The sequence below is a fragment of the Saccharothrix variisporea genome (assembly GCF_003634995.1).
GTDB classification, from domain to species: domain Bacteria; phylum Actinomycetota; class Actinomycetes; order Mycobacteriales; family Pseudonocardiaceae; genus Actinosynnema; species Actinosynnema variisporeum.
Genome location: NZ_RBXR01000001.1, coordinates 4629713 through 4645271, shown reverse-complemented (window position 1 = coordinate 4645271; position 15559 = coordinate 4629713). Strand labels below are relative to the sequence as shown.

Genomic DNA, 15559 nt, shown 5'->3' with positions numbered 1-15559 from the left:
CACTCCGACGTCGTTGGGTAGGTGGTGTCGATGACCGGCAAGGCGCACAACGGGATGTCCGCTGCGGCTTTGCGGGACGTGACCTGGCGGAAGAGCGCCCGCAGCGGCCAGTACGGCAACTGCGTCGAAGTAGCGGTGCTGGACGGCGGCGACGTCGCGGTCCGCAACTCCCGGTTCCCGGACGGCCCCGCCCTGGTCTACACCAAGGCGGAGATGGCGGCCTTCGTCGCCGGCGCCAGGGACGGGGAGTTCGATGACCTCGTCGACTGACGCCCGCACCACGCTCCAACTGCGTCAGCTGATCGCCCGCGGCTTCCAGTTCCTCCACCCGCGCGACGCGAGGGGGGAACTGGCCGCCGTGGTCGGGGTCCGTGCGCACGACGCCGTCATCGACGTCGTCCGGCTGCACACCGAGGACGACGCGGTGGCCATGCGGATGCCCGCGGACGAGGTGAACGTCCTGGCACCGTCCCGGTTCTCCTGGCGCAGGCGCGGTCCGGCGTCGAGCGTGCTCGAAGAGCTGCTCGAACTGCCCGACGACCGGATCGCCTGACCGCGACCTCCCGTTCGCGCCGAACGGGACAGGGGCGGCACGTGGCCCCTCCTCGACGAACCTGACCTGGAGACGCAGCGGGAACCGGCTCCGCGCCCTTGTCGGTTCCGTGACGCTCGAAGCGGAACTCCGTGTTCGTCAAGCCGGCGCGGAGGTCGGCGCCCACTCGGCCTCCGCGCCCGCCTTTCCCTTGCTGCTCCCGGGAACTTCTCCGCTACTCCGGGGAAATCCCGCGCAGGACGACCTCCAGGCCGCGCTGGAACCCGTCGTCCACCGACCGCGCCGCCCGCGCGGTCTCGGCCAGCAGCGGGAACTCGGCGTTCGCCGCCATCGCGGCGGTCCCCGTTCCGGACAGCGGGCCCAGGTGCTCCAACTGCACCGCGCCGATGAGGTAGCTCAGCAGGCTGCGCAACGCCACCACCCGCGCCGCGCCGGTGAACCCGTTGGCCGCCAACACCTCCAGCACCGCTTCCGACCAGCGCCCGAGCGCGGGTGAGCGGTGCCGGTGGGTCATCGTCAGCACGATCGCGTGCGGGTGGGCGGCCACCGCGTCCCGCACCCGCCGCACCAGCACGGCGATCTGGTCCGGCCATGGTGCCGCCGGCGGCCTGGTGTCCACTGTGGACAGGATGAGGTCGACGACGAGCGCTTCCAGCTCGGTCTTCTCGCGCACGTACCGGTAGAGCGACATCGTGCCCATGCCCAGTTCCGCCGCGACCGCGCGCATGGACAGGGCGGGCAGGCCGTCGCGGTCCACCACGGCGAGCGCGGCGGCGGCGAGGGCTTCCGGGGTCAGGGACTTGGGTCGTGGCATGGCGCTTGACAGCGTACGACATACGCTCATAACGTCGTAAGCGTACAGCGCACGCTAACGAGGGGAGCCGACGTGATCACGACGCGCGAGTGGGCGGCCGTCATGGGCCAACCGGTGCGGGTGCCCGACCCGGACCGGTTGGTGCACCTGCAGTTCCGCCGGTTCGCCGGCTGCCCGGTGTGCAACCTGCACCTCAGGTCGATCGTCACCCGCCACGACGAGATCACGGCCCGGGGCATCACCGAGGTGGTCGTCTTCCACTCGACCGCCGAGGAACTCCGGCCGCACGTCGAGGACTTGCCGTTCGCGGTGATCGCCGACCCGGAGAAGCGGCTTTACGTCGAATTCGGCGTCGAGGCCAAGCCGCGCGCGTTGCTCGACCCGCGCGCCTGGGGCGCGATCGTCCGCGGAATTGCGCGGGACCTCGGCCCCCTGTTGCGCGGCCGGCGCCCGTTGCCGACCCCTTCAGGCGGTCGGTTGGGGCTTCCGGCGGATTTCCTGATCGCGCCGGACGGGCGGATCGTGGCGGAGAAGCGCGGTGTGCACGCTTACGACCAATGGTCGGTGGACGAATTGCTGTCCGCTGCGGGATAGGGCACCGGTGGAGGTTGTCCACAGGGTTGTCCACAGCTGTGGATCGGTCGAACAGGTGTTCGAGCATCGGCCCGAGGTGCGGTGGCACCCCGGGCCGGCTGTCGGTCAGGCGCTCACGCTGAGGCTGTACCCCGCGAAGCCCGACTGGCACGTGTACGAGCCCCACACGCCGCCGTTCTTGCCGTTGTCACCTGCGGAAGTGCAGGTCGCGAGCGTGCTGAAGGTGTTGAGGTACACGTTGGCGAACGACGCGCCGGTGGCCTCCACCGACAGGCTGTAGCCGGCGAAGCCGCTGCGGCAGGTGTAGTCCGCGAACACGCCGCCGGCCACGCCGTTGTCCCCCGTGGTGGTGCAGTGCGCGTTCGAGCCGGTGTACAGGTAGACCGAGCTCTCCGGGGCGGCCTGTGCGGACCCGGCGGAAAGGGCCAGCGTGGCGGCGGCACCGGCCGCGGCCGTGGTGAGAACGCGCGTGAACTTGTTCATGTCGATGTCTCCAGAATGTCGGATTCGACTACCCCCGGTGCCATGTCGCGGCACCGGAACCGACGTTAACAGCGTGTTACGCGGAAATCTCCCGCTATTTTTCCCGACTGTGAACGGCCTGCTTCGGGTTGTCCGTGCCCGACGGGTAACCGCGCTGGTCCGCGCGGTTACCCGATTGATCCAGTGAGCTGGGACACGATGCCGTGGAACCGAATGTGAGCGGGTCCTGTCGGAGTACCGGGAAATGGCGTTCGACGGCATGTCTTGATCTTGTCGGTCCTTGGGGGCGCACCCGAGCCCCGGTATCGCCCGTTCGTCGGGTCGGTCACCTTCGTTCGGAGCAGTTCTGTGGTGCGCGGGCCCTCGCCGGGGTGACACTGGACCGGAGATTGGTCTGGACCTTCGGTCCCGCCCTGCGACCGGGACCGCGGGTCCACCCCTGCGAGAGGACTGGCACATGCGCGGCACCACCGTGTTACCCGGGACGCCCTGCGAGGTCCAGAACGGCGGCGAGCTGCCCATGCACCGGCTGGAGGTGCCGGTGCTCAACGCGCTGCCCTTCGCCATCGGCACGTTCGACGCCATCGGACCCATGGCCCGCGCGGACTTCCCGCACCGCCACACCTTCCACGAGATCGTCTACGTCACCGGCGGCACCGGGACGCACGTGGTCGACCTCGCCCGGTGGGAGCTGCGCCCGCCCCACCTGTGCGTGATCGCGCCCGGCCAGGTCCACCACTGGGACGCCCGGGACCTCTCCGGGTACGTCGTGCTGTTCACCGACGACTTCCTGCTCGACCACCCCGGCGACCGCGAGCTGCTGCGCCGGCTGTCCGAACGCCCGTGGCTGACCCTCGACGGACCCACCCACGCCCGCATCGGCCGGCTCGTCGCCGAACTGGACGAGGAGTACCGGGCCGGCGCGCGCGGCGTCGAGTCCGTGCTGCGGGCGTTGCTGCACGTCCTGGTGGTGCGCGCGGCCCGCCTGCCGCAGACCGCCTCCGCCGTGCCGCCCGCCCGGCCCGGCGCGGTCGCCGAGGAGTTCGCCCGCCTGGCCGCGCGACCCGACCTCGGGCTGTGGTCGGTGAGCGCCTACGCCGAGCGCATCGGGGTCACCCCGGGCTACCTCACCGAGGCGGTCAAGGCCGCCACCGGCCGCACCCCCTCGCAACTGGTGCGCGAGGCCCGCGCGGCGGAGGCGAAGCGGCTGCTGGCCCGGACGGACCTGACCGTTCGGCAGGTCGCCGGACGCGTCGGCTTCGGCGACGCCGCCTACTTCTGCCGGTTCTTCCGCCGCGAGACCGGCGTCAGCCCGGGGGACTTCCGCCGCAGCGGCGACGTCCGCGCGGTGCGGCGTTCACAGTGATGGCCGCCCACGGGATTCACCACGACCGACCGGTCCAGTCCATCGTCCGCGCACCGGCGCCTCCATAGGTTCGGTATGAATTCCCGAGCCATCCCCACGAGGAGCAGGCATGGACACGCCTATGGACGGCGATCGCCCGGTCGAGGGCGCCCTCCAGGACGAGAACGACTCCCGCCACATCAGCCGGCGACCCGTGCTGCGCGCGGCCATCGCCGCCGGCGTCGCGGTGCCCGCCGCGCTGATGGGCGTGCCCGCGCTGGCCCGCACCATCCCGAGCACCGGCGGCACGCTGGAGCTGACCCCGGAGTGCGACGACGGCGACGACCCGACCCCGCCGCAGACCGAGGGCCCCTACTTCAAGCCGAACTCGCCGCTGCGCACGTCCCTGGTGGACGCGGGCACCGTCGGCACCCGCCTGACCGTCAGCGGCTACGTCTTCGGCCTGGCGTGCGCGCCGATCGCCAACGCCCTGCTGGACTTCTGGCAGTGCGACAACAACGGCGTCTACGACAACACCGGCTTCAAGTTCCGCGGCCACCAGTTCACCGGGGCGGACGGCAAGTTCACGCTGCAGACCATCGTGCCGGGCCTGTACCCGGGGCGGACGCGGCACATCCACGTGAAGGTGCAGGCGCCCGGCCGCCCGATCCTCACCACCCAGCTGTACTTCCCGAACGAGCCCCGCAACAACACCGACACCATCTTCGACCCGCGCCTGCTGATGACCGTGCGCAACGTCGGCACCGGCCGCGAGGGCTTGTACGACTTCGTGCTCAACGTGCCCCAAACCACCACCCAACCCACCGGCCCGACCACGACCACCACCACCAAGCCGCCCGGCGGCACCACGTGGACGGTCGGCACCACCTACACGACCGGCACGAGCGTCACCTACGCCGGCGCGGGCTACGTGTGCCTCCAGACCCACACCGCCCAGCCCGGCTGGGAGCCGCCGAACACGCCCGCCCTCTGGCGCGCGGCCTGAGGGCCGTTCCCGAGAATTGCGGACAGGCACGGGCCGAAGGTCCCTGGACACCCCGGGGACCTTCGGTGTACCACCAGGACCATCCACACTGGACTGACCGGGTGGCCGCTGACCTTGTCCTGTAACGACTTCGCGAGCCCTCCGATGGTCAGCGCAGACATCGGTTGGAGCGTCAGGAGTCGTCATGGTCGAAAGAGCCTTAGGTCGGTACCGCGTCGTCGCGGGGGTGTTCGGCGCCCTCCTGTTGTTCACCAGCGCGGCGTGCGGCTCGACTCCCCGGGCGGCCACCGCAGACCTGCGCACCACCACGACGACGACCACCACCACCACCACGACCACGACAACCACGACGCCGCCGTCCACGACCACCACGACGACGACCACGACGACCGTCGCACCCCCGCCCCCGCCGGCACCTCCCGTGGTCCAGCCGCCCGCCCCCGTCCAGACCACCGAAGAGCCCCCGCCGCCCCCGCCGCCGCCCGCGCCCCGGTGCGACCCGAACTACGACGGCTGCGTGCCCATCGCCAGCGACGTGGACTGTGCCGGCGGCAGCGGCAACGGTCCCGCGTACGTGCGCGGTCCCATCCACGTGATCGGCGACGACATCTACGACCTCGACCGCGACGGCGACGGCATCGCCTGCGAGTGACGCCCGGCAGAATCGGCGCATGCGGTTCGGCATCCTCGGTCCACTGGAAGTGCGCACGGACACCGGTGAGGTGGTCGCGGTCGGCGGGCCGAAGCCGCGGGCGTTGTTGACCGCGTTGCTGCTCGACGCCGGGCGGGTGGTCACCTTCGACGGGGGCCTGAACGCCGTGCAGGCCAGGGTGTCGCGGGTGCGGCGCGCGCTGCCGGACGGGCTGATCGAGTTCACCGGCGGCGGCTACCGGATCGCGGTGGACCCCGACGACGTGGACGCGCACCGGTTCGACCGGCTGGCCCGGGAAGGCCGCCGGCTGGTCGCGGCCGGTGCGCACGACGCCGCCACCACCGTGCTGCGGGAAGCGCTCGCGCTGTGGCGCGGGCCCGCGCTCGTGGACCTGCCGGAGGCGGAAGCGCAGGTCGCACGGCTGGAGGAGACCCGGCTGTCGGCGGTGGAAGACCTGGTGGAAGCCGAGTTGGCGACCACGGGCACGTCGGTCGGGCGGCTGCGGGAGCTGGTCGCCGCGCACCCGTTCCGGGAACGCCTCCGGGGTCAGCTCATGCGGGCGTTGCACGACGACGGGCGCACGGCCGAGGCGTTGGCGCAGTTCGAGGAGGTCCGCCGGTTGCTGCGCGACGAGCTCGGCGTGGACCCGTCCGACGAACTGTCCGCCGTCCACCTGGCGCTGCTGCGCACCGGACAGCCGGCCCGGCGGGGACTGGGCACGGCGCTCACCCGGATCATCGGGCGCGACGAAGAACTGACCCGGCTCGCGGCACCCGTGCGGCTGGCCACGATCACCGGGCCCGGCGGGATCGGCAAGACGCGGCTCGCGGTCGAAGCGGCCGGGCGGTGGGCGCGGGACGTGTGCTTCGTGGACCTGTCCGCCCTGGTCGACGGGGTGCAGGTGCCGCACGCCGTGCTCGGTGCGCTCGGGGTGCGGGAGCCGGGGTTCGCGCGGGCCGACCCGGTGGACCGGCTGCTGGCCGAGCTGCGCGACCAGGACACCGTGCTGCTGCTGGACAACTGCGAGCAGGTGCTGGACGCGGTCGCCGACCTGGTCCGGCGGCTGCTCTCGGCGTGCCCGCGGCTGTCCGTGCTGGCCACCAGCCGCGAACCGCTCGGGCTGACCGGCGAGGTGCTGGTGCCGCTGGAGCCGCTGGCGGACGCGCAGGCGGTGGCGTTGTTCGCCGAACGGGCCGCCGCCGTCCGGCCCGGGTTCACCGCCGGGCCGGAGGTGGCGGAGCTGTGCCGCCTGCTGGACGGGCTGCCGCTGGCGATCGAGCTGGCGGCGGTGCGGCTGCGCCAGTTCGACCTGCCCGAGCTGGTGGCGCGGCTGCGCGAGCAGGACCACTTCCGGCTGCTGTCGCGGGGCGACCGGACCGCCGCCGAGCGGCACCGGACGCTGCGGGCGGTCGTGGCGTGGAGCTGGCACCTGCTGCGGCCGGAGGAGCAGCAGCTGGCGCGGCGGTTCGCGGTGTTCGCCGGTGGTGCGACCGAGGACGCGGTGGCGGCGGTGTGCGGGTCGGACGACGCCCTGGCCGACCTGGTGGACCGGTCGCTGGTGCGGGTGCGTGCCGGGCGGTACCGGATGCTCGACACGATCCTGTTGTACTGCGGGGAAGAGCTGGTCGCGGCCGGCGAGGAGGCGGCGCTGCGGCAGGCCCACGCCCGGTACTTCCTCGACCTGGTCCACCGCGCCGACCCGCACCTGCGGCGCGCCGAGCAGCTGGACTGGCTGGCCGTGCTGTCGGCCGAGCACGACAACCTGGTGGCGGCACTGCGCTGGTCCGCCCGCCACGACCCGCCGACCGCGTTGCGCCTGATCACCGGGGCGGCGGCGTACTGGTGGCTGAGCGGGCGGCGCGACGAGGTCGCGGAGGTCGCGGCGACGCTGCTGGACGACGTGCCCGAGGGGTTCGAGGAGGAGTACGTCAGCTGCGTCGTGCACGCCGGGTCGCGGGCGTCCGACGCGCAGCGGGCGCGGGCGCTCGACGTGCTGCGGTCGCTGGACCGGCCGTTGCGGCACCCGTTCGGCGCGGCGGTGTGGGCGATGGCGCACGGCCCCGGCCCGCGCCTGCCCGTGCAGCTGCTGCACGGCGACCCGTGGAACGCCGCCCTGGAACGGCTCGGGGAAGCGCTGATCGAGCTGGTCGACGGGCACCCGGCGGCCGGCGAGAAGTCCCTGGAGGACGTGCTGGCGCGGTTCCGGCGGTTGGGCGAGCGGTGGGGCACCGCGCAGGCGCTGGACTGGCTGGCGTTCGCGGCGGGCCGGCGCGGCGACTGGACGCGGGCGCACGAGCTGTGGGAGCGGGCGTTGGCGTTGCTGACCGAGCTCGGCGCGCGGCTGGAGCTGGTGGACGTCCTGTGCCGGCGGGCCGAATGCCTGGTGCGCCAAGGCGAGTGGGCCGCGGCCGAGGCCGACTACCGGCGGGCGGCCGAGCTGAGCGCCCGACCCGACGCGCCTCCGGTCGACCTCGGCCTGGCGAAGCTGGCGCGACTGCGCGGAGACCTCCCGGAGGCGCGCCGCCTGGTGGACCGGGTGCGGGCCGCCTTGGCCGCCGGCGACCCGATCGCCGTGCTGCTGCGGACCGGGATCGCCACGGAGTCCGCGCGCCTCGCCCCGCCCGAGCAGGCGTTGCCGCGGCACCGGGAGGCGCTGGACAACCCCATGGCCGGCGGGGTCGCCGACGGGCTCGAAGGCCTCGCCGGGGCGGTGGACGACGGCGAGCGGGCCGCGTTCCTGCTGGGCACGGCCGTGGCGCTGCGGGGTGCGGCCGTGGTGGGGGACCCGGACGTGTCCCGGGTCGTCGATCGTGCGCGGGACGTGATCGGCCCCGAAGCCTTCGCCGAGGCGTACGCGCGGGGCGCCGGACAGTCCCGCGAGCAGGCGCTGGCAGTGGTGGAGGAGGAGTTGTCAGCGTTCCGGCGGTGACCTGTCAGCGCCGCCCAGCAAGGTCGTCGGCATGAAGAACGTGCTCATCTCCGGCGCCGGCATCGCGGGTCCGGCCCTCGCCCACTGGCTCGCCGCCGCCGGCTGCACCGTCACCGTCGTGGAACGCGCCCCCGCCCCACGCCCCGGCGGCCAGGCCGTCGACTTCAAGGGCGAGGCGCACCTGAAGGTCCTGGAGCGCATGGGCGTCCTCGACGACATCCGCCGCCTCCAGACCGGCGGCACCGACCAGACCATCATCGACGCCGAAGGCCGCACCCTGGGGACGATCCCCGGCGAGTTCACCGGCGGCACCGTCGAAATCCACCGCGGCGACCTCGCCACCCTGCTGCACGACCACACCGCCGACCGCGCCGAGTACATCTTCGGCGACACCATCACCTCGCTCACCCAAACCGACGACGGCGTCCACACCACCTTCCACCACACCCCACCGCGCACGTTCGACCTGGTCGTCGGCGCGGACGGCATCCACTCCACCGTGCGGCGGCTCGCATTCGGCCCGGAGAAGGACTTCGTGGAGTTCCTGGGCCACTACTACGCCCTGGCCGACATCGAGCTCGACAGCGACCCGGTGATGTACAACGAGCCCGGCCGGATGGTGGCCATCGGCGGCCCGAAGTCGCCCGCGTTCCTCGTGTTCGCGTCACCGGAGTTGGAGTACGACCGGTACGACGTCGAGCAGCACAAGCAGATCGTCGCCAGGGCGTACCGAGGCGGCGGCTGGCGCATCCCCGAACTGCTGGACCGCCTGCCGCACACGGAGAACCTGTACCTGGACACGATCAGCCGCGTCCACGTGCCGACGTACTCGCGCGGGCGGGTGGTGCTGCTGGGTGACTCCGCGTACGGCAACACGCTCGGCGGGTTCGGCAGCGGCTTCGCCGTGGTCGGCGCGTACGTGCTGGCCGGCGAGCTGCTCGCGGCCGGCGACGACCACCGGACGGCGTTCACCCGGTACGAGTCCCTGTTCCGCGGCTACACAAAGGTCGCGGCAAAGGCCAACGCGGGACCGTTCCTGGCACCACCGACCCGGGCACGGATGGCGATGCGCAACTGGATGTTCCGGTCGCCCCTGATGCTCAAGCTGATGCTGAAGTCGACGGACTGGTTCGCCACCAGCATCGACCTCCCCGACTACACCTTCACCCCCACCCCCGCCTGACCCCCGAAGACGCCCGTAGGGCGCTCGCCTTTGCGCCGAAGGCGCGAGCCCGTGCTGCAGAGCCCACGGGAAGGGCCTCGGTTTCTTTCCCCGTCCGGCCTGGGCGCAGCCCAACCGCGCTTGGCCTGTTTCCGCAACCAGCTTTTCCGGTTGCGGAAACAGGCCAAGGGTGGTTGCCTCCGGCAGGCCGGACGGGGAAAGAAACCGACGCCCTTCCCACCCCGGGGGCCTGCCGCGCGGCGAGCGCCGCTCTTCATCTTGAGAGCGCGCCAGCGCGTTCGGCTTGAGAGCGAAGCGCTTCCCGAAGATCTTGAAAAGGTCAGCCGGAGATCTCGGTGGGGCGGGTGCCGGAGTCGTCGTCCACGACGGCGGTCAGGGCCAGTTTGCCGTTGAAGAAGACGGTCACCGGCCTGCCCTCGGCCAGCAGCGGCAGGCGGACGACGGTGCCGTCGGTCATGGCCTGTTCGATGTCCGACACGACCCTGGCCGCGTCGGCGTCGGACAGGCCCCACGACTGGTCGCCGATGATCACTCGCTTCATCCCGCTGTCCCCTCTCGGTGCTCGACTCCCACTACCCCCACCCTGACGGACGGCTCGGTCACCGTGCAGCGGAACGAGAAGTCCTGTGCCCGCACCGCGCCGTCTCCCACGGTCCGGCCCAGGCCGAAGTGTTCGGCGGCGGTCAGGGTCGTGCGGTACAGGCCGATGGTGGCGCCGAGTGCCTCCGTCAACGCCTGATGTGCTGTGTCTACCGGGTTCGCGGCGTCTGCCGGGTTCGCGGAGTGCAGGTGGCTCGCCAGGTCGAGAGGGCCTGCCGGGGACATCCAGACGGCGACCTCCAGGGAGGCTCGGGCCGTGCCCTGGAAGATCGGGTTGGTGGGGGACGGGAGGCGTTCGCCGTCCTTGATGTCGTGGAAGAACTCCGTGTGGACGTGGCAGGTCCCGTCCGTCACGACCAGGGCGTCCAAGCGGACGTCCGACCAGCGGGAACGGCGGTTGTGGTGCACCACCAGGTCCGACAGGTGCACGGCCACCTCCCGGGTGCGACCCGAGCGGGTCCACGTCGGTGTGGTGGGGCGGTCGTCCACCTGGAAGACGGACGTCTCCGGCGGGGGTGCGGGAGTGGGCACCAGGTCGAAGTCCACGGTGTGCACGGCGAACCGGACGGGACGGGCGGCCTCGGGGGCGGTTTCGCGGACGCCCGCGGTGCCGAGTTGGCGCAGGTAGCGCTCCAGGCGCGACCAGCCGCCGCTGCGCACCCCCGACTGCTCCAGCACCCGCGTGTCGGTCGGTTCGGCGCTCACCAGCACCACGATGGTCTCCGGCCGGGGCTCGCCCGCCGGCACGGACGTCGGCCAGCTCACCGCCAGGCCGGCCAGCCGACCGGTGTGGTCGTGGCCGCCGAAGGTGTACGACCGGCCGGGGTCCAGGCGCACGCCGCTGGGCGCGGACGGGTTGAGCACGGAGATCTGGTGGGACACGCCGATGTCCAGCAGCGACACGTACACCGTGGACGCCCCCTCGTTGCGCACCTCGACGCAGATCGCCTGCCCCGAGTGCACGACGGCCCCGGACCGGGGCAGCGGCACGGCGACCCCGTCGTCCACCCGCGCGAACGCGATGGACACGGGCGTCTCCAGCGCCAGCCACGGGTCCTCGGTCAGCCGCCGCAGTGCCCGCGCCTGTGCCACCCGCTTGAGGTTGGCGACCACGGCGTCCGGGGGTTGCGGCGCGTGCAGCGGGCCGATGGTGTCGTGGACGACCAGCCCGCCCGGTTCCGCCTCGACCCGCACCTCCGCGTCCGGGACCACCTCCACCACCGGCACCGGCTCGACCAGCCGCGCCACGGCCGCCAGCCGCGGGTCGTCCCCGGTGATCCGCACCGGCAGCGCGGGCAGCGCGGCCCGCACCAGGTGCGCTCGCGCGCCCAGCGGCACCGGCGCCCCGGTAGAGAGCACCCCGTACGCGGCCTGGGCGTCGACCCGGGCGACCACGACGTCACCGAGCTTGCGGCGGTCGTCGGCCTCCGGCGAGTCGTCGGGCATCACCACGAACTCGTCGCCCGGCCGCACCCCGAGCAGCGGCGCGCCCGCGATGCGCACCTTGTCCCGCACCGGGCTGACCGGGAACGTGGCCACCGGGTCGGTCTCGACCGTGTCGAACACGACCCGCCGCGCCGGTCCCTCCACCTCGGGCCGTTGGGCCGGCCATGCGGTCAGCACCCGCTGCCGCACCCGGTCCACGACGGTCGCCCACGACACCGCCAGGCCGCTGTCCCGCAGCTCGGTCAGCGACCGGGTGAGCGCGTCGGTCAGGTAGCCCATGCGCACGCCGTCCGCGTTGGCCGCCTCGCCGGCCAGTTGCTCCGGTCCGCACGCCACGATCCGCACCGCGTGCGGGTTGCCGGTCGCGGGGAGGTCCACCGGCAGGCCCTCCCGCCTCAGGGTGTCCAGGTGCGCCCGGATCAGCCGCTCCGGCACCGGCCGCGACCGGCTCTTGACGACCGGGTCGCGGTCGCGGGACATGTGCGCGGAGTGGCAGCAGTCCAGCACCGCGGTGACGTTGCGGGTCCGCTCGGTCAGCCGGGCCAGCAGCACGGACAGCTCCAACGCGGTGATGCCGCGGAAGTCCTCCTCGGTCGACTCGGTGAAGTCGGTCGGCTCGATGAGCTGGAGCACCCGGTGGCCGGGCGTGCCCAGGCCGCGTTCCGGGTCGGGCGAGTACGCGCCGTGGCCGCTGTAGTAGACGACCACGGCGTCGTCCGGGCGGGCCTGGCCGATGAGCCGCTCGTAGGCGTCGAGGATGCCCGCGCGGCTCGCGTTCTCGTCTTCGCACCGGGTGCTGTCGAAACCCCAGCGCGCCAAGGTGTCCGCCATCGCGGCGACGTCGTTGGCGACGCCGGTGAGGCCACCGGTCTGCGCGCCGATGAGCAGGGCCTTGCGGGACATGGGGTCCTCCCGGGTTGAGCTAGCGGAGCAGGCCGGCGTCGCGCGCCTTGGCCAGAGCGGAGACCTTGTTGTCCACGCCGAGCTTGCGGTAGGCGTTGGACAGGTGGGTGCCGACGGTCTCCTTGGTGATCGACAGCCGGGTCCCGATCTGCCGGTTGGTCAGGCCGCCGGCCAGTTCGCGCAGCACTTCCAGCTCGCGGGCGGTGAGGTGGAACGGCAGCCCGTCCTTCGGCTCGGCCCGGCGGGACAGGCGGTGGGCTCGGGCCACGCGGGTGACCGCGTCCAGCAGCGGCGCGGCCCCGAGGCGTTCGGCGATGCCCGCCGCCTCCGCCGCGGCGGCCGACGCGCCCGCCCGGTCGCCGTCCCGCGCGGCGGCGGAAGCCAAGCGGGACAACGCGTACGCCAGCGGGTAGGGCCGGTCCAGCTCACGCCACGCCCGAGCCACCGCGGCCCACTCGGCGGCCGTGTCGCGGCCGGCGGCCCGGTGGTGCTCGGCGTCGCTCTGCGCGGCCAGGACGGCGGACTCGGCGTCGTCCGCGCCACGGCCGGCCGTGCGCGCCCACTCGACCAGGTCCGCCGCGGGCGTTCCCGCGTCGGCGGCGACCCGCAGGCCGAACGCGCACAGTTGCAGCACCAGCAAGTGGTCCTCGGCGGCCGCGATGGCCTTCACGCCGTGCCGCACGGTGTCCAGCGCGGCCCGCGGGTCGCCGCGGTGGGCGGACAGCTCGGCCAGGCACCGGTAGAGCGGGCTGAGGAACCGGGGCTGCGCGTTGGGCTGGGTGCGGACGCTCTCCAGCAGCTGCTCGGCGTCGTCGAACCGGCCGGTGGCCAGGTCGATCTCGGCCTTGGTGAGCCGCTGGAACGTGGTCTCGCGCGCCGGGTAGTACCGCAGCACCTCGGTGATCAGGACGTCCGCCTCGGCCCACCGGCCCAGCAGGAACAGCGTGGCGCACGCGTTGTTGGCCAGCAGCCCGGCCTGCCGCGCCCCCAGCAGGCCCAGCTCGCGGCTCTTCTCCAGCCCCTGCTGGAAGACCTCGACCGCCTCGGCCACCCGCCCCGCGCGTTCCAGGCACACGCCGAGGTTGCCGTAGGCGCGCAGCATGTCCTCCAGGTGGTCGGCCGCGGTGGCGATGCGCAACGCCTCCCGCAGGTCCGCGATGCCCTCGGCGTGCTTGCCCAGCAGGGCCAGGGCCAGCCCGGAACTGTTCTTCGCCCGCCCCACCTCGGCCGTCGCACCCGCCGCCCGCGCCTCGTCCTCGGCGGCGCGGGCCAGCACCAGCGCCGCGGTGTAGTCGCCGCATTTGATGTCCACAGTGGACAGCGCGGCGCTCGCCCGCGACCCGGCCGCACTGGGCGGGGCGCCCTCCAGCAGCCGGCGGGCGGCGCGGTAGGCGGCCACGGCGTCGTCGTCGAACCCGGCCTCCCACCGGTAACTGCCCAGCCGCTCGTACAACTCGCCCAGCAACGCGGCACCGGCGAACTGTCGTACCCCCGTGGGAGAATGGTGACCGGGGGCCGGCGGCCACGCCTCCGCAGCGCCCGCCACGGCTTGCGGGGCGCTCGGCTCGGCTTGTGCGGTGCCTGGCCCGGCTTGTGCGATGCCTGGCCCGGCTTGTGCGATGCCTGGCCCGGCTTGTGCGGTGCCTGGCCCGGCTTGTGCGGTGCCTGGCTCGGCCGCTCCGGCGCAGGCCACGGCCTCCTCCGCCCACGCCACCGCCTGCCGCAGGTGCCCGGCCCAGCGCGCCGCGTCGGCCGCCGCCGTCAGGACCCGCACCCGCTCGTCCCGGTCGCCCCCGGGCAGTCGCGACCACAGCTCCAGCGCCCGCCGGTACTGGACCTCCGCCTCCTGGAACGCCCGCACCCGCACCGCCAGGTCGCCCGCCCCGATCGCCGCGCGCAACGCCTCGGGCACCCGGTCCGCCGCGAACCAGTGGTAGGCCAGCTCGGGCAGCACGTGCGGGTTGCCGCGCACCTCCTCGGCCAGCGCCTCCGCCAGCGCCCCGTGCAGCCGCCGCCGTTCGCGCGGGCGGACCGCCTCGTACGCGGTCTCGCGCAGCAGGGCGTGCTGGAAGCTGTAGGACTCCTCCACCCGGTCCTCGACCAGCACCCGGTGCGCCAGGCACTCGGTGAGCGCGGCGTCCAGCGCGGTCTCGTCCAGGCCGACGACCCGGGCCAGCAGGGCGTCACCGACGCGCCGCCCGGCCACCGCCGCCACCCGCACGACCCGCGCCGCGTCCGGGCCGAGCTGCGCCAGCCGGCCGTGCATCAGGTCGGAGATCGACTCCGGCACGCCGGTCCCCGCGGCCACGAGCTGCTCGGTGAAGTACGGGTTGCCCTCGGACAGCGCGAAGTACCGGTCGGCCCGCTCGGGGCTGACGTCCGCGCCGGTCAGGGCCGCGACGAAGGCGCGCAGCTCGCGGGCGGTGAAGGGGGACAGGCTGATCCGGTGCGTGCGGCGGGTGAACTCGGGTTCGGCCAGGCGGGCGCGCAGCGGGTGGCCCAGCCGCAGCCCGGACCGGTAGCTGCACAGCAGCATCAGCCGCTGGTCGGTCCCGGTCAGCGCCAGGTAGGCGATGAGGTCGAGGGTCGCGGTGTCGGCCCAGTGCACGTCCTCGAACACCAGCACCAGCGGCTGCTGCTCGCCGATGTGGTCCAGCAACCGCGACACCGCGCCGAACACGCGGGTCTGCGCGCCGAGCGCGGGCGCGGCGGGCGCACCGGTGAAGTCCGCGATGAGCCCCGACAACTCCGCCCACGCCGGGCCCGCGAACCGCCGCGCCTCCTCCTCGCCGTGCTCCCGCGCGAACCGGCGCAACGCCTCGATCAGCGGCCCGTACGGGATCGCGCCGCCGGCCAGTTCCAGGCACCCGCCCGCCAGCACGACCGCGCCCGCCGCCCGCGCCGCCGCCGAGAACTCCGCCACCAGGCGCGTCTTGCCCACGCCGGCCTCGCCGTCCAGCACGACCGTCGCCGGCCGGTGTTCCGCGACCCGCGCGAGCAGCCCGGTCAGCACCGCCATCTCGGCGTCACGCCCGATGAACACCGGCTCAC

13 protein-coding genes are annotated in these 15559 nt (G+C 73.5%); 8 read left to right on the top strand and 5 right to left on the bottom strand.

Features of this window, described 5'->3' with window-relative positions; genetic code table 11:
- Positions 1–30 precede the first annotated feature (30 nt).
- Complete coding sequence (locus DFJ66_RS20665) at positions 31–270, top strand: DUF397 domain-containing protein (RefSeq protein WP_121231481.1); 240 nt, start codon at positions 31–33, stop codon at positions 268–270.
- Positions 254–553, top strand: a complete 300-nt coding sequence (locus DFJ66_RS20660) for a hypothetical protein (RefSeq protein WP_121223323.1) — start codon at positions 254–256, stop codon at positions 551–553. The genes DFJ66_RS20665 and DFJ66_RS20660 overlap by 17 nt, the downstream gene beginning before the upstream one ends.
- 214 nt (positions 554–767) lie before the next feature.
- Here the strand turns inward: DFJ66_RS20660 and DFJ66_RS20655 are convergent, their stop codons facing one another.
- On the bottom strand, positions 768–1367 hold the full coding sequence (locus DFJ66_RS20655) for a TetR/AcrR family transcriptional regulator (protein ID WP_121223322.1): 600 nt from the start codon (positions 1365–1367) through the stop codon (positions 768–770).
- 72 nt (positions 1368–1439) lie between these two features.
- Here DFJ66_RS20655 and DFJ66_RS20650 point away from each other — a divergent pair, with 72 nt between their 5' ends.
- Positions 1440–1961: a peroxiredoxin-like family protein gene (locus DFJ66_RS20650; protein WP_246029836.1), complete on the top strand. Its 522-nt coding sequence runs from the start codon at positions 1440–1442 to the stop codon at positions 1959–1961.
- A 105-nt stretch (positions 1962–2066) separates the two neighbouring features.
- On the opposite strand, the gene DFJ66_RS20645 is transcribed toward DFJ66_RS20650, so the two are convergent.
- Positions 2067–2444: a hypothetical protein gene (locus tag DFJ66_RS20645; protein ID WP_121223321.1), complete on the bottom strand. Its 378-nt coding sequence runs from the start codon at positions 2442–2444 to the stop codon at positions 2067–2069.
- 457 nt (positions 2445–2901) lie between these two features.
- On the opposite strand from DFJ66_RS20645, the gene DFJ66_RS20640 reads away from it, so the two are divergent.
- From DFJ66_RS20640 to DFJ66_RS20620, 5 genes are all read left to right on the top strand, one after another.
- Positions 2902–3810, top strand: a complete 909-nt coding sequence (locus DFJ66_RS20640) for a helix-turn-helix domain-containing protein (RefSeq protein ID WP_170199560.1) — start codon at positions 2902–2904, stop codon at positions 3808–3810.
- A 109-nt stretch (positions 3811–3919) separates the two neighbouring features.
- On the top strand, positions 3920–4795 hold the full coding sequence (locus DFJ66_RS20635; protein WP_121223320.1) for a dioxygenase family protein: 876 nt from the start codon (positions 3920–3922) through the stop codon (positions 4793–4795).
- Between the two features lie 184 nt (positions 4796–4979).
- Positions 4980–5447, top strand: coding sequence for an excalibur calcium-binding domain-containing protein (locus tag DFJ66_RS44405; protein ID WP_246029835.1), 468 nt, complete (start codon positions 4980–4982; stop codon positions 5445–5447).
- 19 nt (positions 5448–5466) lie between these two features.
- On the top strand, positions 5467–8376 hold the full coding sequence (locus DFJ66_RS20625; RefSeq protein WP_121223319.1) for an ATP-binding protein: 2910 nt from the start codon (positions 5467–5469) through the stop codon (positions 8374–8376).
- 31 nt (positions 8377–8407) lie between these two features.
- Positions 8408–9559 (top strand): FAD-dependent monooxygenase, encoded by a 1152-nt coding sequence (locus tag DFJ66_RS20620; protein WP_121223318.1) that lies wholly within the window; start codon positions 8408–8410, stop codon positions 9557–9559.
- Between the two features lie 319 nt (positions 9560–9878).
- On the opposite strand, the gene DFJ66_RS20615 is transcribed toward DFJ66_RS20620, so the two are convergent.
- From DFJ66_RS20615 to DFJ66_RS20605, 3 genes are read right to left on the bottom strand one after another with little or no spacing between them, the layout of a single operon-like run.
- Complete coding sequence (locus DFJ66_RS20615; protein WP_147459322.1) at positions 9879–10100, bottom strand: hypothetical protein; 222 nt, start codon at positions 10098–10100, stop codon at positions 9879–9881.
- The gene (locus DFJ66_RS43570) at positions 10097–12508 is read right to left on the bottom strand and encodes a caspase family protein (protein WP_121223316.1); all 2412 of its coding nucleotides are present in this window, start codon (positions 12506–12508) and stop codon (positions 10097–10099) included. The genes DFJ66_RS20615 and DFJ66_RS43570 overlap by 4 nt, the downstream gene beginning before the upstream one ends.
- 19 nt (positions 12509–12527) lie before the next feature.
- On the bottom strand, positions 12528–15551 hold the full coding sequence (locus tag DFJ66_RS20605; RefSeq protein ID WP_147459321.1) for a helix-turn-helix transcriptional regulator: 3024 nt from the start codon (positions 15549–15551) through the stop codon (positions 12528–12530).
- Positions 15552–15559: the final 8 nt, after the last annotated feature.

Excerpts from the sequence above, each read along its gene's own strand:
- DFJ66_RS20665 (WP_121231481.1), top strand. The coding sequence starts at position 31 with ATGACCGGCAAGGCGCACAACGGGATGTCCGCTGCGGCTTTGCGGGAC.
- DFJ66_RS20660 (WP_121223323.1), top strand. The coding sequence starts at position 254 with ATGACCTCGTCGACTGACGCCCGCACCACGCTCCAACTGCGTCAGCTG.
- DFJ66_RS20655 (WP_121223322.1), bottom strand. The coding sequence starts at position 1,367 with ATGCCACGACCCAAGTCCCTGACCCCGGAAGCCCTCGCCGCCGCCGCG.
- DFJ66_RS20645 (WP_121223321.1), bottom strand. The coding sequence starts at position 2,444 with ATGAACAAGTTCACGCGCGTTCTCACCACGGCCGCGGCCGGTGCCGCC.
- DFJ66_RS20640 (WP_170199560.1), top strand. The coding sequence starts at position 2,902 with ATGCGCGGCACCACCGTGTTACCCGGGACGCCCTGCGAGGTCCAGAAC.
- DFJ66_RS20635 (WP_121223320.1), top strand. The coding sequence starts at position 3,920 with ATGGACACGCCTATGGACGGCGATCGCCCGGTCGAGGGCGCCCTCCAG.
- DFJ66_RS44405 (WP_246029835.1), top strand. The coding sequence starts at position 4,980 with ATGGTCGAAAGAGCCTTAGGTCGGTACCGCGTCGTCGCGGGGGTGTTC.
- DFJ66_RS20625 (WP_121223319.1), top strand. The coding sequence starts at position 5,467 with ATGCGGTTCGGCATCCTCGGTCCACTGGAAGTGCGCACGGACACCGGT.
- DFJ66_RS20620 (WP_121223318.1), top strand. The coding sequence starts at position 8,408 with ATGAAGAACGTGCTCATCTCCGGCGCCGGCATCGCGGGTCCGGCCCTC.
- DFJ66_RS20615 (WP_147459322.1), bottom strand. The coding sequence starts at position 10,100 with ATGAAGCGAGTGATCATCGGCGACCAGTCGTGGGGCCTGTCCGACGCC.
- DFJ66_RS43570 (WP_121223316.1), bottom strand. The coding sequence starts at position 12,508 with ATGTCCCGCAAGGCCCTGCTCATCGGCGCGCAGACCGGTGGCCTCACC.